Consider the following 22,664-nt stretch of genomic DNA (forward strand, 5'->3'; position numbering starts at 1 on the left):
AGGGTCAAGCGGATTGTGCCATGCGGTGCGCCATGCGCAGAGCGGCGATTGTGCTCGACGGGTTGGCCTGACCGGTGCCTGCGATGTCAAAAGCGGTGCCGTGATCCGGCGAGGTGCGGATAAATGGCAGGCCGAGGGTAACGTTGACGCCGCCGTCGAAGTCCAGCGTTTTGATCGGGATCAGGGCCTGATCGTGGTAGGCACAGACAGCCACGTCATACCTTTTGCGTGCTGCGGCGTGGAACATGGTGTCTGCTGGCAAAGGTCCGGAAATGTCAAAACCGTCAGCCCGAAGTTTGTCCAGAACGGGCGCAATGATGGTTGCATCCTCATGTCCCATGGCACCTCCTTCACCGGCGTGCGGGTTCAGGCCGGCCACCGCGATACGCGGATGCGCAATACCAAACTGCGCTTGCAGACCTTTGGCCGTAATGCGGATGGTCTCTTCAATCAGTTCCGGCGTGAGTGCGGAAGGGACGTCTGACAGCGGGATGTGGATTGTCGCCGGTACGACGCGAAGCATATCGGAGGCAAGCATCATGACGACGTCGTCTACGCCGCCAAGATCCGCAAGGTACTCCGTGTGTCCCGGGTAAGGAAAATCCGCGCCGTCCTTTAGAGCCTTTTTGTGGATCGGCAAGGTACACATCGCAGAGGCTTCACCGTTCATGGCAAGATCGGCGGCATGGGCGATTACGTCGATTACCCCTTCAGCGTTGTCTGGAAGTGCAGCACCTGGTGTACGACCCGCAGCAAAAGGGTGTGGCAATACAGGCAGCGTGGTGGCCATGGCGTCGCTGGCCTCCAGCGGGGATTGCAGCAGCTTGTGAGGCACAGAGCCGGGCAGATGTCTCGGGTCCGCAATCAAGAAGAAGGACAGCTCATCTTTCAGCGCGACCCATGCTTTTTCAGCAATTTCCAGGCCAACACCGGCTGGTTCACCACAGGTCATTGCAATGGGCGCAAGGCTCATTTTTCAATAATCCGTGCCTGCGCGCGCAGCTGGCTAAGGTAGCTGTTGGCGTAGCTTTCAAGTCGCAAGTTGCGCAGGGACTGCGCCACATCTTCACGAGAGAGCTCGGCATCGTTGATCTCGGCTGTGCGGCCACACAGCATGAGCACAATCAAGTTCTGTCCATCCGCTGTTGTCAGGTTGGTCGAGATTTCATTGTCGTCCATTTTGGCCAGTTCGATGGCCACATCCCGTGGTATTTCGTTGGGCTTTTGCGTTTCTCGGAACAGACGCTCCGCTGGCAGCCCAAAGCCGACTCCAAAAAGGTCGTCACATTTGTCCACGGAAGCCCGCACTTTGGCGGCTTCTGAAAGAGCCTCTTCAGTACGGCCGCCTGGAATGTAAAACTTTGCGTAGTCGACGGCAGAGTAACGAGGCGCGCTGCGGCCAGTCTCGGCGATACCACGAAGCTGAAAAAGCGCCACAGCATTAGGCAATTGCAGCGGAGGGGACACTTCGCCTTTGCGCAAGGAGGTCACAACCGGTCGCAAAGGCGCCGGAAGGTTGGTGACATTCATCCAGTCAACGTGGCCACCCTGTTCCTTGGTCCCGGACGCGGAATAAATGCGGGCTGCGGATTCAAACTCAGAGAAGCTTTTTAGTTCAGAGATCTGCGCTGCGAGACTGTCCACTTGTCCGCGGGTCTGAGGGGTAACCGGGATGATGATTTCGGACAGCAAAACCCGGACGCCACCTTGCCCGCTGTTTTGCGCAATTGCTCGATCAATTTCTGCTTCGCTGACCTCTGCGTTTGCACCAAATCGGGACTGCACCACGCCGCCCCAGGCAATCTGGGAAATAATAAAGTCGCGCAGTGATTCCTCGGAGATGCCCTCATTCGCCAAGGCCTTGAGCATGTCTTCTGTCTTCATGTTCACGCGTTTGGCAAAATTTTCCAGCCCTGCGGTTACACCTTCTTCCGAAGCGGCAATCCCAGCTTGTTTCGCCGCTTGCAGCTTGAGCCGATCCTCAATCAACTGTTCACGCGCCAGATCCAGGGGATCCCCAGGCGCGCTCATGATCACCAGGAGACGGGCGCGTTGTTCAATCTCAAAATGGGTGACCACAGAGTCATTCACGGCAATGGCAGGGCCAAAGGCGTTTTGGGCTGAAGCGGGCAGAGCGGCAAATCCAATCATTGCACAGGCGGCCGTTGTGCTGGCTAAGGCGCGAAATGCGGTGCGGATCATCGTGCGTGGCATCATGGTGTCGTCGTCTTCCTGTAGGTCAGCCGCATTTGCGGTCGTAGCTCTTATCGTTTGAATTGACCGAAAATCCAAGCAGGGCCACGTTGAAACCCACCTTGGTGCTCGATTGTACGGTAGAGGATGTTGAAAAACGGCGCGAGAGGGAAAGCTCAACGCGCAGACATTCGTTGCGATATTCCAACCCCAGGCCAGCCTCTGACGTTTCTCCGCTCACCGCGTCAAATTGCCAGTCCATCATGCCGGTCCAATGACGGTTGATGCGATAACTACCGTCAAACTTCATTTCAGAAATGTCTTTGTCGCGCGATTCCGCGAGGTCTTTTTGAAGCCAAATGTAACTCGCATCGAGCCACAACCGATCGTTGGACCAGCCCAGACGCGCGCCGACTTTGTCCAGGTCGCCTTTGGTGTCGAGCAGGGCACGGCCGGTGAACAAAAGCCCACTTTGGTTGCTCAGTTGACCGGCGACGAGTACGTCGGAAGACGTGCCAGACAAGCCCGAGCTTTGGGTGAAGTCTGGTTGAGCGTCCTGTCTAAACACCTGCCCAAACGTCAGGTTGCCGCGCCATCCCGCGTTGCTGACACGTGACCAGTTCACACCAACGGCCGTAGACAAGCCGCGCTCTCGACGATCGTAAGACGGGAAACGCGATAGGGCGAGTAGGTTGCCTTCGTCAAACTCCACGTGGGTGCTTTCGTCGTTGGCAATGTCGAGTGTGTCGCCACCGGTCCAAGCAGCTTGGGCCAGTGGCTCCAGGATGTATGTCGCGCCGTCGTTGCCGGATTTGACCATTGGATAGCGCAGGTAGGCTGCGACAGACGGGGCCAAACCGCTATCAAAGGTGCTGACAGAACTGTCGTTCTCCGTGCGATAAGCGTCAAAGGCAAGGGCGCCGGTTACACCTGTGCGCAGCCCGTTGCCCAGGGTCCAATCTCCCAGCCATTGCACGTTTGCATTGGCACGTCCGACATCCCGACCGGGGTCTCCGTCTTTGGTGGAGCGCCGCTGATGCCCATGCGCTTCGATGCTGGTGCGCAACTCGCCGCCCCAGATATTCAAATACCTCCTTTCGGTCTCAGCTTTGAGCACGAGGAACGGAATTTCATCGTTGTCTTCGTCTTCGCGCAGCGTTTGATAATGATAGGCGGCAAAACGCGTGTTCTCGGTCCGGCTGGCGCGCGCGATGGTTATGTCGCTGTTGAGGCGGTCGTCGTCGGAATAGTCGTAGTCAGTCAGATAGGTGTCATCAGAAACGGCTTTAAGGTCAAAGGTCAGCTTATAGTCCTGACCAAGTTGAAACAGACCTTCGGCAAAGACATAGCCGCGAATGATGTCCGTGCGAATGTCATCGTCGGAGATGGCACCCTCGAGTTGAATACCGCCACGCTCAAAGGCTTGCCGGTACCGGAACTCCATGGTGCGGGTTTTTGACGACAGATACGGAGACAGAACCAAATCGCGATCTGTGCCCCACGGGATGAAGTAAGGCACTTTCACACCGTAGCTCAGCAGACTGGAGTGGTTGAACTCGGGAATCAAGAAGCCTTGCGCGCGATCCAATGTGGGGTCGGGCATGCGTAAATGCGGGAAATAGAACACCGGCACATCCCGTACCAGAACGCTGGCGTGGTCAAAGTAGAGCTGTTTTTCCACCTGGTCGTGCACCACCCGACGTGCACGGATACGCCATAGAGGTGGTTCGCCATTTTCGCAGACATGACAGGAGCTTACGGTGGTTTTATCAAGCACGCTGTAGCGGCCTTCGACCCGTGTCATGCGGGCGGCGGCCAATTGCACCTGATCCGCCATAACCACGCGGGCGCTGTGGATGAGGCCATTGCGCAGATCGGCGTCCAGCTCGGCAGCATCAGCGACCACAGATATGGTCTCGCCTTGGGTGATGCGGATCGGGCCAACCAGAGAAATTTCACCGGTCTTGTCATTGTAGGTGATTTCCTTGGCGATCAAGCGGACATCATCGGTCAGCGCTTCGACATTGCCGCGTGCGATCAGCAGGCCATCAGCTGTCAGGTTGACCGAGTCCGCCACCAGAACCACGTTTTGTGGCTCCTTTTCCGAGGCTTGCTGTGTAGTGTCAGTTGGCTGCGTGGATTGAGCGGTGACTTCGAAAGGCTGTCCCAATGTGAGAGCCGTAGCGGCCAGAACGGGACAGAGGAAGCGCGGAGAGATCGTCATCCGTCCTCCATATGCAACAGCAGGCCAAGAGCCAACAGCACACTTGCGATCGGCGGTGCCCAGGCGGCGAGCATCACTGGAATTTGACCATTTTCTCCAAGGATCTGGGCGAAGTTTCGGATGAAGTGCAGGCTAAATCCAATCAGTACAGATGTCAAAACCGCGATGCCAGTGTTTCCAAAACGCGTATGGCGCATTGTGAAGGCAGAAGCCACCAGCACCATGGCCATCAGGAAGAGCGGCTGTGCCAGTTCCATTTGCAACCAGACCTGATGGCGGCGCGCGGAAAACCCGGCATCATTAAGCTCGGCGATGAAAGAGGGCAGTTTCCAGATTGAAATGGAAGCGGGGGTGCCAAACCTTTCCCGGATCCGGTCGGCGGTCAGCGTGCTTGGAAAGGTGACCGTGTTTTCGCGAAGGGGATCAGAACCTTCGCTCAGGCCGGCATTTAGCAACCATGTGCGCACGTTGGAAAGCTCCCAACCGCCTTCGACCAAGCGAGCAGAGTCTGCTTCAATCCGTTTTTGCGGCCCGTCTTCTTGGCCGTAAGTCACGATTGTAATGTCACGGAAAATGGACGCATCGGTGTTGGTGCTACCGGCGTGGATCACCGCGTGCCCAGATTCACCGCCCTGGCGCAACCAGATACCCTCATCGGACAGGGATAATGCGCTGCGTCCGCCGGACTTCAACATGTCGCTTTGCAGTTCATATTGCACAGAGGTAGCAGCCACGATCGGGTTCAGCGTGGTCACGGACAATAGGCCGATGATCAGGGAGACTGTGGTGGGCGAGAGCACGGACACAATGCCGGAGCGCCCGGCGGCGCGCACCACAACCAGCTCGGAGCTGCGGGAGAGGTTTATGAACAAAGCGATTGTGGCTAGAATCACAATCAGAGGCATCAATTGATAGAGGCTCTCCGGTGTGCGGAGCAGCGTCAGGTTCAAGACTTTGCCAAACCCAACGGCCTCCACATCATAGCGGCGAAGTTGCTCCATCATGTCGACCAGTACGGTAAGCACAAAGAAAACAGTGCAGATGGCAAGGAAGATCCAGAGGAATTTGCGGGCAAAGTAGATGTGAACCGTCATTGCGTCACCCTCCGCCGCCACCGAATTGGGTTGGCCGAGAAATAGAGTAGGATACCCGCAATCACAAAGCCAAGGAAGCTTGGGACATACATCAGTGGCCAGAGCTCGGGGTTTGAGCGGACCGGATCGGCTATGGCGTTTTTCATCGCTTCCAGGATGACCAGAATGACAAAGGCAGCAATGATCTGTCGCCACACGCCAAAGCGGCTAAACCCGCCTGCGAGCAACATCGCAAAGCCAATCAGCGCAAAACTGATCGTCGACAAAGGCATGGCAAAGCGATCATGGAGATCTTCGGTGATGCCGCCAATGCTTTCACCGGATTGCTCTGCAATTGCGCCGATATTTCCAATGATTTCCCAGGTCGGGAAATGACTGGCGGACACACGAGGCGCTGTCTCAGGATCGATCAGTGAGCTGATATCGTAGGAGAAGTCCGCGAAGTTGGTGGTCATCAGCGTGTCTGTGTCCTGGCGGTGCAATTGCGCCAAGCCGTCCACCATAACCAGTTTGGGTCCGGTTTCATCTTGCACCAAATAGGCGTCTGATGCGGTGTAGGAAGTGGCACGACCTTCGGTGCGATGGTCGGCCAAAAAGACATCTTTCAGAACCCCATTGGGGGTGATCTCGCGGATGTAAAACGTGACACCGTCCGCCGGGTGCAAAAACGTACCATCGGTCAAAAGACGTGCCGTTACGTTTTCGGTGATTTCTTTCTGCCGTTTGCTCAATTCCGAATTGCTGGTCGGAACCAGGAAATGTGTGAGCGCGGACAACATCAACGCTGTGATCGCGCCAAAGATCGCCACTGGTCGGGCGAGCCGCCAGGGACTGAACCCAGTGGCCTGCATCACGGTCAGCTCACTTTCAGAGGACAGCCGGTTGGTTACGTAGACCGTGCCTGCAAACACCGCGATGGGCAGCACCAAACGGATCACGTTGGGCAGCGTTAAGACCGACAATTCCAGAAAGACGGAGACATTTTGGCCGCTAGCAATCAGCTGATCAAACAGCGAGACCGCGCGATTGACCCAGTAGACGGACACAAGGATCAGCGCAAAAAAACCGAACAGAGTCAGGAACTGCGACAGGATATATCTGTCGAATCTGCTCACCTGCTGAGAATCCCCCGAACCTTATTATTGAACGGCACTTTAGGGGAATTGTTTGGGCGGTGAAACTGCTATCTGGCGAAGTGCTCTGGTCAAGCGAGAAGGCGCGCGTTAGGTGTTTCGAAACGCGATTTTGGAGGTTTGTGATGCGCCCTGTGACGATTTCTTTTGAAGAAACCCAGCTGGATGAAATTGGCCAAGTGGAAGGGCGCATTGCGGTCTTTGTGCCCGCAGAAGGCAACTTGGATCAGGGTGCCCGCCGCTTGAACCGGTTGACCCGTGGTGCAGTGGAACGGGTGCGTGAAAACAAGGCAGAAGATGCAAGCCTCGGGACTGTGTTTAGCCTGTCCTATCCCGCAGGCGTGGCCGCTGAGGCTGTGGATGTGGTGATCCTACCGCGTCGCTGTTCGGTTGAAGACGCCCGCAAAGCAGGCGCCGGTCTTGCCAAAGCGCGTGGGAATGCGGCATTGACCGTGCTCGCCGGGACCAACCCAAAAGCGGCGCATATCGCCTATGGCATTGCGATGCGCGATTACGGTTTTGACGATCACAAAACAGCGGACGCCAAAGAGGACGCGCGGGCGGTGATCATGATGGTCAGCAAACCAGAGGAAGTTGAAGAGGCCGCAGCCCCGCTGTTGGCCGTGGCGGAGGGCACCTTCTTCACCCGCGATTTGGTGAATGAGCCAGCCAACGTGCTAACCACAACTGAATTCGCCAACCGGTTGGTGGCGCTCAAAGATCTGGGCCTTGAGGTTGAGGTGCTGGAAGAAGACCAACTGAAAGAGCTTGGCATGGGCGCGTTGCTGTCCGTGGGCGAAGGTTCTGACAGCCCGTCCAAGGTGGCTGTGATGCAGTGGAATGGCGGCGAGAAAGATGCAGCGCCTTTGGCCTTGGTCGGCAAGGGTGTGGTGTTTGATACCGGCGGAATTTCCTTGAAACCAGCCGCAGGCATGGAAGACATGACCATGGACATGGGCGGTGCCGGTGTTGTGGCAGGTGCCATGAAAGCGCTGGCGTTGCGCAAAGCGAAAGCCAATGTGGTTGGTCTTGTTGGTTTGGTGGAGAACATGCCATCCGGCCGCGCAACCCGTCCGGGTGATGTTGTGACATCGATGAAAGGTGATACCATCGAGGTGATCAACACCGACGCTGAAGGCCGTTTGGTTTTGTGTGACGTGATGCACTATGCGCAAGAACGCTTTAAGCCAGCAGGTATGATCGATTTGGCCACGCTGACCGGTGCAATTATCATAGGCTTGGGCCACGAAAATGCGGGTGTGTTTTCCAACAATGATGCGCTGTGCAACGGGTTCCTGAAGGCTGCTGAGGCGGAAGGTGAAGGGGCGTGGCGGATGCCACTGGGCAAAGGCTATGCCAAGCAGCTGAAATCGCGGATTTCCGATGTGAAAAACGTGGGTGGTCGTCCGGCAGGCTCAATCACCGCTGCCGAATTCTTGCAGCGTTTTGTGCAAGACGGAATGCCGTGGATTCACCTCGATATCGCAGGTGTTGCCAGCGTGAAGTCCGAGACCGCGCTGGCACCGGCTGGCGCAACCGGTTGGGGAGTCAGCGCGTTGAGCCGCTTGGTTGCGGATAAGTTTGAGGCCTAAACCTTGGGTGCCGCGTATTTCTATCATCTGACCCAGAACTCCATTGAAGTCACCTTGCCGCGTCTTTTGGAAAAGGCGCGGGGGGCCGGGTGGAAGATTGCCGTGCGCGGACGCGAGCAAGGTCGCATGGAATGGCTGGATCAAAAATTGTGGATGCTGGGGGACGTGAGTTTCCTGGCCCATGGTATGGTCGGCGGTCCGCATGATGCTTTGCAGCCGGTTTTGTTGACGACAACGCGCGATAGTCCCAACGGCGCAGTATGTGTGATGTCGGTTGATGGTGCGGATGTCAGCGCGGATGAAGTCAACGCTGCGGAACGGGTTTGCATTCTGTTTGACGGGCACGACCCAGAGGCGGTGCAGCATGCGCGTGGTCAATGGAAGGCGCTGACCGACGCGGGGTGTGCGGCGCAATATTGGTCCGAAGAATCCGGTAACTGGCAGAAAAAAGCCGAGTCTTCAGGTGGATAGGGCGCGTCTTTAACGCGTTAGTATCAGCTTGCTACCAGTGATGGTAATTTGATCAAACAGCTGTAGGTACGTCATACCTAGCAGAGATTGGCTCATCTCACCTTCGTTCACGCTGGCGCGTACATTGCGATCCACGTGGCCACCAAGCGCAACCTCGTCCAAACGTACGGGCGCAATGCGCACTTCGCCATTAGCGGTCATGGCACGGCCAAAATACGGTAGGTTCTCTGGATCCAAACCGGCACGGCTGGCATCTGCTTGAGTGAGGACCACGTCGGTCGCGCCGGTGTCCACGACAAAAAGAACATCAGCACCGTTCACCGACAGTGTGGCATAGTAGTGGCCATCATTGCTGCGCGGAATTTCAACGCGACCTTCATCAGCCAACACCACCTGGGTCGGTTTCACCGTGCTCCGGATGTCCTCCCACATGCCCACAACGGCTATGGCACCCAGGAAAATCAAAGCCCAAATGGCTCCATAGCGGAGTGTTTGCCCCAAGTTGATGCGGCCAGACCCAATGGTCCAAATCAGCACCATGACCAGCAGCAAAAGCAGGTAGGCGAGATTGCCAAAAGAGATTTGTTCCATGTGCCTAGCCTGCGAATCCGAAGTCTTTGAGACCATCCAAAATGAACTGGACCGACAGCGCGGCCAGCAACATCCCAAGTAGGCGTGTGATCACAGTAATGCCAGTGCGCCCAAGCAATCGTTCAAAGAAACCGGAGGTCAGGAACAGGCAAAACACAATGGCCAACACCAAAAGGGCAACGCCGAGCACAGCCAGAGTGGCTTGCACTCCTGAGCCCTGACCGGCCAGCAAGATCACCGAGGTGATGGCGCCGGGTCCCGCGAGCAGGGGGATGGACAGAGGGAAAATCGAGGGATCGGGATAATCTTCCTCAGCGCCCTCGGCTTGATCCTCACGGCGTTTGGTGCGCCGTTCAAACAACATATCAAAGGCGGTCACAAATAGCAGAATACCGCCGGCAATGCGGAAGGCTGGCATCGAGATGCCGATGCCGCTAAGAACGGCTTCACCCAGAAAGCCAAACACGGACAAGATTACAAAGGCGGTCACGCAAGCGCGGATTGCGATTTTACGCCGTTCGTTGGCGGGCACACCCTGTGTGAGCGAGATGAAGATCGGGAACAACCCGATGGGATCAATGATCACAAAGAGCGTCACAAAAGCGGTGATGAAGGCAGCACTGTCCATGGTGCGTTGAGGGCTCCTGTTTGTGTTGGATCAAACGCTACGCTTAGCCTTCTGCCTTTTCCAGCTTTTCCAATGCCTTCATCCAAAGTTCCTCGGCGCGGTCCTGCGCATCCCGCACTTCGGCATACTTCTTTTGCCAGACGGCCATCTCCCCAAGCTTCTCATCTTCGTAGAGCGTTGGGTCTGCGAGTTTCTTGGCCAACTTTTCAGCCATGTCGTTGATCTTGGCAACACGTTGCTCGGATTTCTTCACCTCAGATCGCAGGGCTTGAATGTCGTCTCGGCTGGCCTTTTTAACAGCAGGCTTTGGCTTGGATTTTGATTTGGATCCGGCAGGTTTGTCGGAGGTCAGCAGAAGCTTGCGGTAGGCCTGGAGATCTTCTTCATACGGCTTCACAGTGCCGTCTTTCACCAGCCACAAGCGATCTGCAACCAATGTCAGCAAGTGCATGTCGTGGCTGACTAAGATGACCGCGCCGGTGTAGGCGGTGAGCGCCTCAACCAAAGCCTCGCGGCTTTCGATGTCCAGGTGGTTTGTTGGTTCGTCGAGGATCAACAGATGGGGTGCATCAAGCGTTGCCAGCAACAACGACAGACGCGCTTTTTGACCACCGGACAGGCGGCCAACTTCGGTTTCAGCTTGGGCCGCGCCAAGCCCAAAGCCTGCGAGACGGGCACGCAAACGGGCCTGACCTTCCGCTGGGCGTTCGCGCATCAAGTGCTGGATTGGCGTTTCGTCAACGTAGAGTTCATCCACCTGGTGCTGTGCAAAGAAGCCAATGCGCAGCTTATTGGAGGTGGTGAATTTACCACCCATTGGCGCGAGACGGCTGGACAGCAACTTGGCCAACGTGGATTTACCCTGACCGTTTTTGCCCAACAGCGCGATGCGGTCGTCTTGGTCAATGCGCAGGTTCAGGTTCTTGAGCACCACGGTGTCGTCATACCCAGTGGAGCCACCTTCAATGGCAATGATTGGCGGAGAGAGCTCTTCCGGCGTGGGGAAGGTGAAGACCACACGTGCTGCGTCTTCAGGCGCAGTAATGGGCGTCATTTTCTCCAGCATTTTTACGCGGCTTTGCGCCTGCTTTGCCTTGGAGGCTTTGGCTTTGAAGCGGTCCACAAAGGCTTGCAGGTGCTCGCGCTGCGCCTGTTGTTTCTTTGCCGCTGCGGCCTGCACCGCGCGCTGTTCTGCGCGTTGTTTGGCAAACTGATCGTAGGTGCCGGTGTAGTAGGCGAGCTTGCGCTCATCCAAATGCAGGATAGCGCCGACCGAGCGGTTGAGAAGCTCACGGTCGTGCGAGATGATCAGCACTGTGTGCGGGTATTTGACCAGATAATTCTCCAGCCACAACGCGCCTTCGAGATCGAGGTAGTTGGTCGGTTCGTCAAGCAGCAGATAATCCGGCTGCGAGAACAACACCGCCGCCAAAGCCACACGCATACGCCAACCGCCGGAGTAAGCCGAGCAGGGTTGTTGTTGGTCTTCGTGATCAAAACCAAGCCCTTTGAGAATAGAGGCAGCCCGCGCCTCAGCGCTCCAAGCATCAATATCGCTAAGACGGGTTTGAATTTCGGCAATACGGCTTGAATCGGTTGCGGTTTCTGACTCTGCAAGGAGAGCAGCGCGTTCGGTATCCGCCGCCAAAACCGTATCGATCAGCGACACCTCGTTTGACGGCACTTCCTGTGCCACACCACCAATGCGCGCGCGGTTGGGCAGGGTGATGCTGCCCCCTTCAAGCGACAGCTCTCCCCGGATCAGGCGGAAAAGGGTGGTTTTGCCAGCCCCGTTGCGGCCAATCAAACCCACTTTGTGGCCAGTGGGAATGGTGGCGGAGGCCTCCTCAAACAAGGGGCGGCCTTCAACGGAATAGGAGATGTCTGATATCTTAAGCATGGGGCGGGTTTGGCGCACTATTGCAGCGGCGTCAATCACCGCTTTTCAACCGCGTCAACGCGTGGTATCGCAGCGCCAATTCGAATTTCGGCCGGACGTGGTGTCTGGCCCTCACTTTATGGAGATACAGACATGGCTCTGGAACGCACCTTCTCGATCATCAAACCTGATGCCACACGCCGCAACCTGACTGGCGCCATCAACGCCAAGTTTGAAGAAGCTGGCCTGCGCGTTGTTGCACAGAAGCGTATTCACCTGACCAAAGCTCAAGCTGGTGTGTTTTATGCTGTGCACGCTGAGCGTCCGTTCTACGACGAACTGTGCGAATTCATGGCCTCCGCGCCAATCGTTGCACAGGTTCTGGAAGGTGAAGGCGCAATCGCGAAAAACCGCGAAGTTATGGGCGCAACCAACCCAGCAGACGCGGCAGCCGGCACCATCCGCGCCGAGTTCGCAGAATCTGTAGGTGAAAACTCCGTACACGGTTCTGACGCTCCAGAAACCGCAGCGGTAGAAATCGCATACTTCTTCTCCGGTCTGGAGCTGGTAGGCTAAGCCAACCGGTTCTACCGAGAACGACATTGAAGCGCGGGAGGGCAACCTCTCGCGTTTTTCTGTTTTGGCGGTTGGAAATGAGAGGCCAGCCCCTCACACTCCCCGAGATATTTTGAGAATGAGAAAGCTGAAGGTCAGGCTTCGCGTTTTTCGATCACGCCAATCATGTTGAGTGCCGCCTCAAGATCAGAGCGGCCTTTGTCATGGGAACTGGATTTGAGCGCATCAAAGCGTTTGCGCAAGGCATCTTTTTCTTTGCCTTTGCAATCGTTCCAGGGGCGGCCTTGTAGGCCCATCACCAGAACATAGTAGCCAATGAAATGCGGTTTTGTGCCGGTCTTGAGCAGACGGGCGTAGGTCTCATCGGCGCCCAGTGTGCGGACTTCTTCCGCGGTATGGATACCGGCGCGGGCGCAGGCCTCTTCATAGGCTGGGCCCAAGTTGCGAATGCTGGAAATTGGCTCTGACATGGCGGCACATTAGACCGCGTGGTCGAGCAGGGGCAAGCGGTGCCCACAGCATTTTGTTGTGATCCGCGGCGCAGTTAGATCATGGCCCAATCGCTGAAGATTGGCGTGTTGCTTGGCGCCGGCTTGGACTGCTTTTCCGACTGACGTGGCTGGTCTTTTTTGGACTGTGACATGGTGTGCCTCCTATGATGTCATGCCAGCACATTTCCCTTTCCCAATTATGGATATGGCCAGCGGGTATAGGGATGATTTTACGGATCACCTTGCGAAACTAATGCCGGAAATGGGGCCTTTTTGTGCGGATCGGTTAAGACTTGAGGCAAAAGTGGTTTGGATTTCGGGGGCTTTCAACGGCTCCCTCTTTGACCATGGATGTGTGGTTTCTGTTCAAAGTCAAGTACTTGGGGGGGTGCTCTTGATAGGTGCGGCAGGATGGAGAGCAGGATTGCCCCAAGGTGAAGGTTGTTTTTCTTGCACCCGGTTCGCGTTAATGGCTTTGTGGAACACATGTGATTTGAAGAGATTTGATGATATTTTCACCGTGAGCATGGCCATCCTTGATCGAGTTTTTGCGATGCCGCTTTGAAAGATTGGAAAACTAGATGGCGACAAAAGCCGAATTGGAAGCGGAACTGGCCCAGTTACGAGCTGAGTTGGCGGCGCGAGATATTCGTGAAAAAGCGCGTGCTGAAGAAGCCACGCCGTCAACCGAAGAAGCTCTTCAAGAAGAGGGCAACGATGGGGTCGAGGCTCAAACGGATTGGGAGACGGATATTGGAGAAATCCTTGCGGACCTCGAGGCGTTTCCGCACAAACAGCCATTGATGTTTGCCCTAGGCGCATTTGCGGTAGGCTACTTGATTGGCCGGGCGAAATAGGAGCGGGATGATGAGCAACCGAATTTCGAGAAATATTTCCATTATTCTGCGTTCAGAACGCTTGATCGCCCATCGGCACCTCGCGGTGTTGCGCCGTCAGACCGGGCTGATGGTGATGGCGCTGGTGGTGGCAGGCATTGGCCTGGTGATGTTGAATGTTGCTGGGTTCTTTGCATTGGAGGAGATCATGACGCCAGCGGCTGCGGCGTTGATTGTTGGCATTGTCAACTTTGCCCTCGCGGGGCTGTTTGTGTCTTTGGCGTCGTCCAAATCTGGCGTTGAAGAGGACATCGCAGCTGTGAGTGAAGTGCGCGATATGGCCATTGAAGATTTGGAAGCTGAGATGCGTCAGGCCGCTGATGAAGCCAAAGCCGCTGTGGACGCTGTCAAAACGATGGCGGCCAACCCGTTGGGAGGCATCGCACCAAGCGTGGCCGCCGGGATTGCCAAGGCCGTTGTCAAATCGATGAAGTCCAAGGAATAATGCGGCAGTCCAGAGGGAAGCGGTTATAGCGAGACAATTTTGATATTGTTGCCTTTGGCAGCCAGGGCAACCTTGCCTTCGCATAGACGCAGGGCGTCTTGGCCAAACACCTCGTGGCGCCAACCGTGTAGGGCTTGGACGTCTCGGCCACCGGACGCAAGAGTGTCCAGGTCTGCGGAAGAGGCGATCAATTTAGGGGCGACGCTGGAGCTCTCGGTCTTGGCTTTCAACAGCACGCGCAGCAGGTCAGCGAGCGCCGGGTTGACCTGCTGTTTGTCATCCCTCTTGGGGAGACGTGGCATATCGTCCTGAGGGCAGTCTTTGCCAGCCTTGATCGCAGCCAGAATTCCGTCAGCAATCTCGCCTTTGCGGGCTTCGCGCAGCAGCAAACGGGAGCGGCTGAGATCGTTCATATTGGCCGGTTTGGTGGAGGCCAGTTCAACCAATGCATCATCTTTGAACACGCGGTTGCGTGGGATGTTTCGGCTTTGTGCGTGCGATTCACGGAACTTGGCCAACTCGCGAACGATGGCGAGAAACTTCGGTGACGTGGTGCGGGTTTTTACGCGCTTCCAAGCGTTCTCTGGGTCGATGATATAAGTTTCCGGGCGGGTGAGCATTTGCAGCTCTTCTTCAACCCAATGCGCGCGTTTAGTTTCGGCCAGTTTCGCGGATAGGAACTCATAGATTTTGCGCAGATGCGTCACATCGCCAATAGCATAAGTTTTCTGGGCATCGGTCAGAGGACGGCGGGACCAATCAGTGAAGCGGGAACTTTTATCGAGGCTTTGTTTGGCGATCTTACGCACCAAGGTCTCGTAGCCCGCTTGTTCACCAAAGCCACAGACCATGGCAGCAACTTGCGTGTCAAAAAGCGGATCCGGGAAAACGCCAGCTTCGACAAAGAATATCTCCAGATCCTGACGCGCGGCGTGAAACACTTTCACAACATTGGTGTCGCGGAACAGTTCATACATCGGTTCCAGCGACAAGCCTTCGACCAGAGGATCCACCAAGACCGCGTTGTCATTGCCGTCTCCTGGCATTGCCATCTGAACCAAACAAAGCTTGGAATAGTAAGTACGCTCGCGCAGGAATTCCGTGTCGATGGTCACATAAGGCTCTTTGCGCGCCATTTCACAAAAGTGCGCGAGCTCTTCGGTCGTCGTGAGGGTTTTCATATGCAGCGTGTCTTCTTGGTGTGTTCTATGAGGCTGTGGATAACAGCACTACGCACAAACGTAGAGGAAAGCAATTGATCCACTCTTAAAGAGTGATGGGTGTGGTATTTCCTGCCGCAAAGTGGCGCAGAACCGCTGGGTAGAGCTTGTGTTCCTGTATCAAAACACGTGCGGCAAGGTCGTCAGGCGTGTCGCCAGCCTTAACAGGTACGCGGGCCTGGCCGAGGATCGGGCCGTCGTCCAGGGCAGGGGTTACGAGGTGCACGGTGCAGCCATGCTCTTTGTCTCCGGCTTCTAGTGCGCGGGCGTGGGTGTGCAGACCTTTATACTTGGGAAGCAGAGAAGGGTGGATATTCAGCATCCGGCCTTCCCAAGGCGCCACAAAGGATTCGGTCAGCACACGCATAAAGCCAGCAAGACACAAGATGTCCGGTTGGACTTTGTCAAGTTCGGCTTGCAGAGCCGCCTCAAACGCCGGGCGGTCACCTTTGAAGGGACGGTGATCTACCGAAACGGATTTGACGCCCATCGCCTCAGCTTTGGCCAACCCACCCGCATCGGCGCTGTTGGCCAAAACCAAGACTGGCTCGGCTGCGTGGCCGGGTTGCGCCATGTCTTCGAGGAGGCGGACCATGTTGGAGCCGCCACCCGAAATGAAGATCGCAACGCGTTTTTTCACAGGAGCGAGCCTGCGTAAGACACGCCTTCGCCAGCAACAACGGTGCCCAGTTGATACACTGTTTCGCCTTGCTCTTTCAGCAGCGCAGTCAGGGCGTCAGCTTTGTCAGCTTCAACAGACAGGATCATGCCAACACCGCAGTTGAAAGTTTTGAGCAATTCAGCCTCTGCCATGCCACCAGTTTTCGCCAACCATTGGAAAACAGGGGGCAGATCCCATGCGTTCAGGTCGATGTTGCCTGCCAGACCTTCCGGCAACACACGGGGCAGGTTTTCGGTCAGACCGCCGCCGGTGATGTGGGCCAGCGCATGCACGCCATCCGCACGAACCGCGGCAAGACACTGTTTTACATAGAGACGGGTTGGGGCCAGAAGGGCTGCGCCGAGCGTTTGGCTGTCGTCCCAAGGGCAGGTGTCGTCCCACTTCAGGCCGGAGACATCAACCAGCTTGCGCACAAGGCTGTAGCCGTTGGAGTGTACACCGTTGGAGGCGAGCCCCAAAAGCACGTCACCTTCTTTGACGCCTGCGGGTAAGTCCGCGCCGCGCTCCATGGCGCCAACAGAGAAGCCTGCAAGGTCGAAGTCACCGGCTTCATACATACCTGGCATTTCAGCGGTTTCACCGCCGATCAGTGCGCAACCGGATTGAACACAGCCCTCCGCGATGCCTTCGATGATGCGAGCCGCTGTTTCTGTTTCGAGTTTGCCGGTGGCAAAATAGTCGAGGAAGAACAGAGGTTCTGCGCCTTGGCAAACCAAGTCGTTCACGCACATGGCAACAAGGTCGATGCCCACGCCATCCACGTTGCCGGTATCAATCGCAATGCGCAGTTTGGTACCCACGCCATCGGTCGCCCCGACGAGGATTGGATCGGTGTAGCCTGCGTCTTTCAGATCAAACAATGCGCCAAAGCCACCTAGGCCTGCCATCACGCCGGAGCGTTTTGTACGTTTGGCGGCGGGTTTGATGCGCTCTACCAAGGCGTTGCCTGCGTCAATGTCCACGCCTGCATCTGCGTAGGTGATGCCGTTTTTGCCGTCGCTCATGGGGTATGTCCTTACAATCCGATGCTTGGCGTGGTCCTTACTGCATTGGCTCAGCGATTGAAACAGGGGAATGCACCACCTGCGTCAACAGGCGATGCAAGTGCGGCATTAGGCGCCGTATTGCCATGGAGCCGGCTGGTAAACGTAGCTGTCGCCTGATGTGCGCACTTTGCCGAGACCCGGGAAGTCGAGGTGTGATCCGGTGACCAACAGATTGTCTGCTACCGCGCGATCAAACATGCCGATCCTGGTTTCAACCGTTTGCTTGGCGTCGGTGTCAAAGGCGATTGTCAGATTTGGATTGTCAAACTGCAGCGCTGTCATATGCACCAAGTCGCCCCAGAACAGCAGCTGTTCACCGCTAGATTGTAGCAGGTAGCCTGCATGACCAGGCGTATGCCCGGGCAGAGGCAAACTTGTCAGACCTGGCAGAACCTCTTGCTCACCGCTTTGCATGATCAAACGATCCGCATAGGGCGCGATGGTATTGCGGGCGATCTGGAAGAAGCCACGGGAGCTTTCAGGCACGCTCGCCATGATCGCGTCATCATGCCAGAACCCGTATTCGGTTTGGCCAACAGCAATCTGCGCATTGGCAAATACAGCAGCACCATTGGCGTCAATCAAGCCACCGGAATGATCCGGGTGAATATGGGTGAGGGCAACCATATCAATGGAGTCAGCAGAGACATTGATGGCCGCGAGCGCTGTGTTCAAATCACCCAATGTGTCACCTAAGAATGATGACGTTCCGGCGTCGACCAAAACACGGCGACCGCCAATTTCAATCAGGAAGGCATTGACCGGGATTCGTACGCCGCCGGGGAAGAGTTTTTGCTGAGATCTTTCCAGAGCAGCGCTCACGCTTGCTGCTTCAAATCCAGGAATCATCTCCGGCGCAGCATCTAGGTATCCGTCTAGAAGCGCCGTGACAGTCGCGTCTCCGACCCGGAATCGGTAGGTGCCTTGAAAGCGGCTTTCCGAAGGTGTTGAAGCCACGACAGGTACAGGTGCTGCGGCCAAGGCGGGGGCTGCAGCGGCGGTGAACAGGAAGTTTCTGCGGTTCATCGACATAAGGATCTCCAATATCCCTGAAGCAAATTTGTGACCAGCAAGTGCTGGTGGGAGGGAGATAATCTTGAAATCTAGCGACTTGTACCGATGTGATGGTGATACAGGGCATTAGGAAGGCGAATAGCCATGGATCGATTTGGATTGTTGGAGACTTTTGTCAGCGCGCTAAATGAAGGAAGCTTATCTGCCGCAGGGCAGCAACGTGGCATTTCACAATCCGCTGCCAGTCAACAGATCAAACAGCTAGAATCCGATATTGGGCAGCAACTTTTGCACCGCTCGCCACAAGGCGTGTCAGCGACGCGTGCTGGAGCTCTGGTGCACGAACATGCCCAAAAACTTCTTGAGCGCTATGAATTGATGCTTGCGGAGCTTGAGGCGCTCGACACCGACGTGGCTGGCACCATACGGATCAATGCGGGGAATTTTCTTGGGCGTATCGTGTTCGGCCCTGTGTTGATTGAACTGGGAAAGGCGCATCCGGACCTCAACATTGTATTGCGACTTGAGGACAGGTTGGTGGATGTGGTGCGCGAAGGATTTGATCTTGCCATTCGCGCCGGAAGTTTGGGAGACACGGCTGGCTATGCGCGCAAAATTGCGTCCCTGGACACCGTGTTTTTTGCGACGCCCGACTATCTGGATGCCTGTGGTCGCCCAGAGCAACCAGAAGACTTAAAACGGCTGAAGTTTATACAACACCATGAAGACAAGTCCTTTGGACACTTTGATGTTCAAAAGGATGGTCTGTCTTATCAAGCGCCCATTCGTGTCGGATTTACGGCAGATGACCCGGGTATTATCGTCAACGCTGTGTGCCGGGGCATGGGATACACCCGCGCAGCACGGATGTTGATCCAAAAAGAGCTTGATGAGGGCATCTATGAAGTTGTGCTGCCTGCGTTCACAGCGCCCAGTAAAGATGTCTTTGCAATCTCACCAACCAAAACCATTCCCGGATCAAGAATTGACTTGGTGATCAACGCTTTCGTGGACAAATTGGTGGAGCTGCGTCGTCAGGCTGAGTTCAAAGTGGTCGAAGGCAAACTGACCGCTTGACGGCACCGGCGGCATTTCATAACCAAGCACTCGGCGGGCCTGTAGCTCAATTGGTTAGAGCAGAGCGCTCATAACGCTTTGGTTGCGGGTTCAAGTCCTGCCGGGCCTACCAAATCCGCCTCGTTTCTCACCAAAATTGATAGTGGATGTGGCCCTTTACCGGGCGCGACGATCCAAGCTGTTGGTTAAGGCTTTTACGCGGATAGTCCGCACACCCGCCATTTCCTGCTCGGTCAGAACCACAGCGGTTGTCACTTCGCGGGATTGGTCTGAGCCGCCAATGATGGGTTCAACTGGCGGACGCCCCATCAAGTTCAGCGTCAAGACACCACCCTCAAATGCGTTTTCGTTTGGCACAATGAGTCGGATGTCCGACGTCCCGTGCACAGAGGACACGCCCACCGCCATGATCAAGCGGCCTTCTGTCACTTTGTGAACTTCGACGGACGTGACCTTGTCGATCGGGAGCCCCCTGTATTCGGCGGTTTCCTGACTTTGAAAAAACGACCGCCCGTCCTCAGTCTTCTCCGGAATCAACTCGTTGGTTTCGGTTTGCACCTGACTTGCCTGATCTTTGCCCCACCAGTTGGAGGGATTCCATCGGGATTGACAGGCCGACAAAGCCAATGTCGATGTCAACAACAGTAAGACAGGGGTGCGCATTGATAGGCCTCATTCTTTGTCCCATGGGTTAACCTATTCGTTTCGCCTTGAAAAGCACCAGATGATGGTGCCGTGCCAGGGGTGGACCTTTGTGAGCGCGCGATTTAAGTGAGATACCGCAGTTCACGTCACAGGAGTGATCCCCATGGCCGCCCAAGCCTTTGAAGACATTGTTGAGGACTTTGAGTTCATTGAAGATTGGGAAGATCGGTATCGCTATGTGATTGAGCAGGGCAAAGACATGCCCGTGCTGGACGAGGCGCTGCGGGTGCCGGCCACCAAAGTGGACGGCTGCGCCAGTCAGGTATGGTTGCACCCAACCATTGAAGGCGGCGTTTTGACCTTTGACGGGGCAAGCGACGCGATGATTGTGAGTGGCTTAATTGCGGTTTTGCGCAAACTTTACAACGGGCTAACCCTTGCGGAGGTTGTGGCTGTTGATGCGCGGGCGGAACTTGAGCGTCTCGGGCTGAACGAACACCTGTCGTCGCAGCGCTCTAACGGTTTGCGGGCCATGATTGAGCGGATTCGTTTGGTGGCATCCGAAGCGGCCTAAAACGCCCTACAGGGCGTTGCCTCTGGCAGGGATATTTAGGGGTCAAATGAAGCGCGGGTGCGAAAATAAGCCAAAACGTAAAGCCGAATGGCTGTCGCGAGTCCGGCTTCCAGATCGCGCTCCGCATCAATTTTCGCCGCTAAGGCATTGATAGGAATTTCTTTTTCGTCCGCGATGTCGCGAAACGCCCGCCAAAAATCATCTTCCAAAGACACGCTGGTGCGGTGACCACGAAGGGTCAATGAACGCTTGATAGGGCGGCTCATTCGCGTTCTTTTCCGTCAAGCTCTTGGCGCGCCTTGTCTGCCTGCGCAGATTCAAGCTGTTTCTGGGCTTTGGTGCGGCCAAACTTTACAGCGTTTTCATCTGCCTGCGCCTGCTTGTTGGCGCGGGCTTTGGCTTTGCGGAACTTATTGAGATTCACAACGGTCATGGAGGGAGACTAGCGCCATCCCAAGGAGTTGCCCAGCTTGAGTTCCGTCACAGTCCTGCGGCGTCGAGTTCACAGGTGGTGATCTCATCAATCACCATGGCAAACACCGGCGTTGTGACCAGGGACACCCCACCCATAATCAGGATGAGGATCAGGTGTAGGGGGCGGATGTTCTGTTTTTTCATGGGATGTACCTAGGATTGCAGTCATCAAAATTCAAACGGTTGACCGCAATTTTTCCGTCGAAAAAAGAAAAAGGCGGCCCACAATGAGCCGCCTTTTCAAACTATTGAAGGGCCATGCTTACGCCTTTGGACCAATCATCTGCTCCGGCCGCACCACAGCGTCGAAGGTATCTTCATCAACAAATCCAAGCGCTACAGCCTCCTCTTTCAAGGTGGTGCCGTTTTTGTGCGCGGTCTTAGCAACCTTGGTTGCGTTGTCGTAGCCAATGGTTGGGGCCAGCGCTGTGACCAGCATCAGGCTTTCTTTCATAAGCTTATCAATGCGTGGCTCGTTGGCTTTGATGCCGTTCAGCATACGCTCGGTGAAGCTGTCCGCAACGTCGCCCAACAGCTGCATGGATTGCAGCAGGTTGTAGGACATCATCGGGTTGTAGACGTTCAGCTCGAAGTGACCTTGAGAGCCGGCAAAGGTCATGGCGGCGTTGTTACCCATCACATGGGCGGCCACCTGGGTCATGGCTTCGGCCTGAGTTGGGTTCACTTTGCCCGGCATAATAGAGGAGCCTGGCTCGTTTTCAGGCAAGATCAGCTCACCAAGGCCGGAGCGCGGACCGGACCCCAAGAAGCGGATGTCGTTGGCGATTTTGTACATCGCACCCGCCACAGTGGCCAAAGCGCCGGACATGAAGACCATGGCGTCATGTGCTGCCAGCGCTTCAAATTTGTTAGGTGCGGTCACGAATGGTAGGCTGGTGATGTCGGCCATATGACCTGCCACCGCTTCGCCCCAACCGGGCTGGGTGTTCAGGCCGGTTCCGACGGCGGTGCCGCCCTGGGCCAGTTCATAAATGCCGGGAAGGGCAGCTTCAACGCGGGCAATACCCTGGCGGATTTGATGGGCATAGCCGCCAAATTCCTGGCCCAATGTCAGCGGTGTCGCGTCCTGGGTGTGGGTCCGGCCAATCTTGATGATGTCTTTGAATTCTTCAGATTTCGCTTCCAAGCCTTCTGCGAGCTTGTTCAGGCCCGGCAGCAATACATCACGTACGGTCATTGCGGCGCCGATGTGCATCGCGGTTGGGAAGGTGTCGTTGGAGGACTGACCCATGTTGCAGTGATCGTTCGGGTGCACGGGGTCCTTGGAGCCAATCACGCCGCCAAGGATCTCGATCGCGCGGTTTGCAATCACCTCGTTGGAGTTCATGTTGGACTGCGTGCCGGAACCGGTCTGCCAGACAACCAATGGGAAGTTGTCGTCAAACTTGCCGGCAACCACTTCGGAAGCAGCCTGGATCACCGCGTCGGCGATTTTAGCGTCCATCTTGCCGGTGGCTTTGTTTTGCATGGCACAGGCTTGCTTGATCACGCCAAGTGCACGAACAATCGCCACTGGCTGTTTTTCCCAACCAATCGGAAAGTTCATGATAGACCGCTGGGTCTGCGCACCCCAGTACTTGTCAGAAGGGACCTCTAGTGGGCCAAAGCTGTCGGTTTCAGTACGGGTATCTGCCATGACGACCTCCGGTATAAAATGTCAGGAGTGTCATAACGGAAGTGGGGCAAAGTGCAATACTG

The 22,664-nt window shown here is 55.9% G+C and carries 25 protein-coding genes and 1 tRNA gene; 8 read left to right on the forward strand and 18 right to left on the reverse strand.

What is annotated here, in order from left to right; translation table 11 throughout:
* Positions 1–4: 4 nt before the first annotated feature.
* From pdxA to lptF, 5 genes are read right to left on the reverse strand one after another with little or no spacing between them, the layout of a single operon-like run.
* The gene (gene pdxA / locus JXR15_RS11415) at positions 5–973 is read right to left on the reverse strand and encodes a 4-hydroxythreonine-4-phosphate dehydrogenase PdxA (protein ID WP_422053347.1); all 969 of its coding nucleotides are present in this window, start codon (positions 971–973) and stop codon (positions 5–7) included.
* A complete protein-coding gene (locus JXR15_RS11420; protein WP_422053348.1) occupies positions 970–2,217 on the reverse strand; it encodes a peptidylprolyl isomerase in 1,248 nt (415 codons plus the stop codon). The genes pdxA and JXR15_RS11420 overlap by 4 nt, the downstream gene beginning before the upstream one ends.
* A gap of 22 nt (positions 2,218–2,239) precedes the next feature.
* Positions 2,240–4,417, reverse strand: coding sequence for an LPS-assembly protein LptD (locus JXR15_RS11425; protein WP_422053349.1), 2,178 nt, complete (start codon positions 4,415–4,417; stop codon positions 2,240–2,242).
* The gene (lptG, locus tag JXR15_RS11430; protein ID WP_422053350.1) at positions 4,414–5,511 is read right to left on the reverse strand and encodes an LPS export ABC transporter permease LptG; all 1,098 of its coding nucleotides are present in this window, start codon (positions 5,509–5,511) and stop codon (positions 4,414–4,416) included. The genes JXR15_RS11425 and lptG overlap by 4 nt, the downstream gene beginning before the upstream one ends.
* On the reverse strand, positions 5,508–6,626 hold the full coding sequence (lptF, locus tag JXR15_RS11435; protein ID WP_422053351.1) for an LPS export ABC transporter permease LptF: 1,119 nt from the start codon (positions 6,624–6,626) through the stop codon (positions 5,508–5,510). The genes lptG and lptF overlap by 4 nt, the downstream gene beginning before the upstream one ends.
* A 143-nt stretch (positions 6,627–6,769) precedes the next feature.
* Here lptF and JXR15_RS11440 point away from each other — a divergent pair, with 143 nt between their 5' ends.
* Together JXR15_RS11440 and JXR15_RS11445 are read left to right on the forward strand one after the other, a co-directional pair.
* Positions 6,770–8,236, forward strand: a complete 1,467-nt coding sequence (locus JXR15_RS11440) for a leucyl aminopeptidase (protein ID WP_422053352.1) — start codon at positions 6,770–6,772, stop codon at positions 8,234–8,236.
* Positions 8,237–8,239: 3 nt separating this feature from the next.
* A complete protein-coding gene (locus JXR15_RS11445) occupies positions 8,240–8,707 on the forward strand; it encodes a DNA polymerase III subunit chi (protein WP_422053353.1) in 468 nt (155 codons plus the stop codon).
* Between the two features lie 9 nt (positions 8,708–8,716).
* Here JXR15_RS11445 and JXR15_RS11450 read toward each other — a convergent pair whose 3' ends face one another.
* From JXR15_RS11450 to JXR15_RS11460, 3 genes are read right to left on the reverse strand one after another with little or no spacing between them, the layout of a single operon-like run.
* Positions 8,717–9,298 carry a retropepsin-like aspartic protease family protein gene (locus tag JXR15_RS11450; RefSeq protein WP_422053354.1) on the reverse strand — a complete coding sequence of 194 codons (582 nt, stop codon included), beginning with the start codon at positions 9,296–9,298 and terminating at the stop codon, positions 8,717–8,719.
* 4 nt (positions 9,299–9,302) lie between these two features.
* Positions 9,303–9,926, reverse strand: coding sequence for a MarC family protein (locus JXR15_RS11455; protein ID WP_422053355.1), 624 nt, complete (start codon positions 9,924–9,926; stop codon positions 9,303–9,305).
* A 43-nt stretch (positions 9,927–9,969) separates the two neighbouring features.
* Entirely contained in the window at positions 9,970–11,826 is a 1,857-nt protein-coding gene (locus tag JXR15_RS11460; RefSeq protein ID WP_422053356.1) for an ABC-F family ATP-binding cassette domain-containing protein, read from the reverse strand.
* Between the two features lie 132 nt (positions 11,827–11,958).
* On the opposite strand from JXR15_RS11460, the gene ndk reads away from it, so the two are divergent.
* The gene (gene ndk, locus JXR15_RS11465) at positions 11,959–12,381 is read left to right on the forward strand and encodes a nucleoside-diphosphate kinase (protein ID WP_299420504.1); all 423 of its coding nucleotides are present in this window, start codon (positions 11,959–11,961) and stop codon (positions 12,379–12,381) included.
* Positions 12,382–12,515: 134 nt separating this feature from the next.
* On the opposite strand, the gene JXR15_RS11470 is transcribed toward ndk, so the two are convergent.
* On the reverse strand, positions 12,516–12,851 hold the full coding sequence (locus JXR15_RS11470) for a TfoX/Sxy family DNA transformation protein (protein ID WP_422053357.1): 336 nt from the start codon (positions 12,849–12,851) through the stop codon (positions 12,516–12,518).
* A 602-nt stretch (positions 12,852–13,453) separates the two neighbouring features.
* On the opposite strand from JXR15_RS11470, the gene JXR15_RS11475 reads away from it, so the two are divergent.
* Positions 13,454–13,729, forward strand: a complete 276-nt coding sequence (locus JXR15_RS11475; RefSeq protein WP_422053358.1) for a hypothetical protein — start codon at positions 13,454–13,456, stop codon at positions 13,727–13,729.
* A gap of 10 nt (positions 13,730–13,739) precedes the next feature.
* The gene (locus JXR15_RS11480) at positions 13,740–14,213 is read left to right on the forward strand and encodes a phage holin family protein (RefSeq protein WP_422053359.1); all 474 of its coding nucleotides are present in this window, start codon (positions 13,740–13,742) and stop codon (positions 14,211–14,213) included.
* Between the two features lie 23 nt (positions 14,214–14,236).
* Here the strand turns inward: JXR15_RS11480 and rnd are convergent, their stop codons facing one another.
* The 4 genes from rnd to JXR15_RS11500 all read right to left on the reverse strand — a co-directional run bounded on the left by rnd (position 14,237) and on the right by JXR15_RS11500 (position 18,193).
* Entirely contained in the window at positions 14,237–15,394 is a 1,158-nt protein-coding gene (rnd, locus tag JXR15_RS11485; protein WP_422053360.1) for a ribonuclease D, read from the reverse strand.
* Positions 15,395–15,479: 85 nt separating this feature from the next.
* Positions 15,480–16,073, reverse strand: a complete 594-nt coding sequence (gene purN / locus JXR15_RS11490) for a phosphoribosylglycinamide formyltransferase (RefSeq protein ID WP_422053361.1) — start codon at positions 16,071–16,073, stop codon at positions 15,480–15,482.
* Positions 16,070–17,119 carry a phosphoribosylformylglycinamidine cyclo-ligase gene (gene purM, locus JXR15_RS11495; RefSeq protein WP_422053362.1) on the reverse strand — a complete coding sequence of 350 codons (1,050 nt, stop codon included), beginning with the start codon at positions 17,117–17,119 and terminating at the stop codon, positions 16,070–16,072. The genes purN and purM overlap by 4 nt, the downstream gene beginning before the upstream one ends.
* Positions 17,120–17,227: 108 nt before the next feature.
* Positions 17,228–18,193 carry an MBL fold metallo-hydrolase gene (locus tag JXR15_RS11500; RefSeq protein ID WP_422053363.1) on the reverse strand — a complete coding sequence of 322 codons (966 nt, stop codon included), beginning with the start codon at positions 18,191–18,193 and terminating at the stop codon, positions 17,228–17,230.
* A 126-nt stretch (positions 18,194–18,319) separates the two neighbouring features.
* On the opposite strand from JXR15_RS11500, the gene JXR15_RS11505 reads away from it, so the two are divergent.
* Complete coding sequence (locus tag JXR15_RS11505; RefSeq protein ID WP_422053364.1) at positions 18,320–19,252, forward strand: LysR family transcriptional regulator; 933 nt, start codon at positions 18,320–18,322, stop codon at positions 19,250–19,252.
* Between the two features lie 35 nt (positions 19,253–19,287).
* Positions 19,288–19,364 (forward strand) — tRNA-Ile (locus tag JXR15_RS11510).
* Positions 19,365–19,408: 44 nt separating this feature from the next.
* On the opposite strand, the gene JXR15_RS11515 is transcribed toward JXR15_RS11510, so the two are convergent.
* Positions 19,409–19,915, reverse strand: coding sequence for a hypothetical protein (locus tag JXR15_RS11515; RefSeq protein WP_422053365.1), 507 nt, complete (start codon positions 19,913–19,915; stop codon positions 19,409–19,411).
* 145 nt (positions 19,916–20,060) lie between these two features.
* On the opposite strand from JXR15_RS11515, the gene JXR15_RS11520 reads away from it, so the two are divergent.
* Complete coding sequence (locus JXR15_RS11520; protein ID WP_422053366.1) at positions 20,061–20,471, forward strand: SufE family protein; 411 nt, start codon at positions 20,061–20,063, stop codon at positions 20,469–20,471.
* Between the two features lie 35 nt (positions 20,472–20,506).
* Here the strand turns inward: JXR15_RS11520 and JXR15_RS11525 are convergent, their stop codons facing one another.
* From JXR15_RS11525 to fumC, 4 genes are all read right to left on the reverse strand, one after another.
* On the reverse strand, positions 20,507–20,737 hold the full coding sequence (locus JXR15_RS11525; protein WP_422053367.1) for a ribbon-helix-helix domain-containing protein: 231 nt from the start codon (positions 20,735–20,737) through the stop codon (positions 20,507–20,509).
* Positions 20,734–20,904, reverse strand: a complete 171-nt coding sequence (locus JXR15_RS11530; protein WP_422053368.1) for a DUF4169 family protein — start codon at positions 20,902–20,904, stop codon at positions 20,734–20,736. Before JXR15_RS11530 ends, JXR15_RS11525 begins: the two co-directional genes overlap by 4 nt.
* Before the next feature lie 47 nt (positions 20,905–20,951).
* Entirely contained in the window at positions 20,952–21,089 is a 138-nt protein-coding gene (locus tag JXR15_RS11535; RefSeq protein WP_422053369.1) for a hypothetical protein, read from the reverse strand.
* A gap of 118 nt (positions 21,090–21,207) precedes the next feature.
* Complete coding sequence (fumC, locus tag JXR15_RS11540; protein WP_422053370.1) at positions 21,208–22,602, reverse strand: class II fumarate hydratase; 1,395 nt, start codon at positions 22,600–22,602, stop codon at positions 21,208–21,210.
* Positions 22,603–22,664: the final 62 nt, after the last annotated feature.

The organism is Shimia sp. (assembly GCF_049116215.1).
Taxonomy (GTDB): Bacteria; Pseudomonadota; Alphaproteobacteria; order Rhodobacterales; family Rhodobacteraceae; genus Shimia.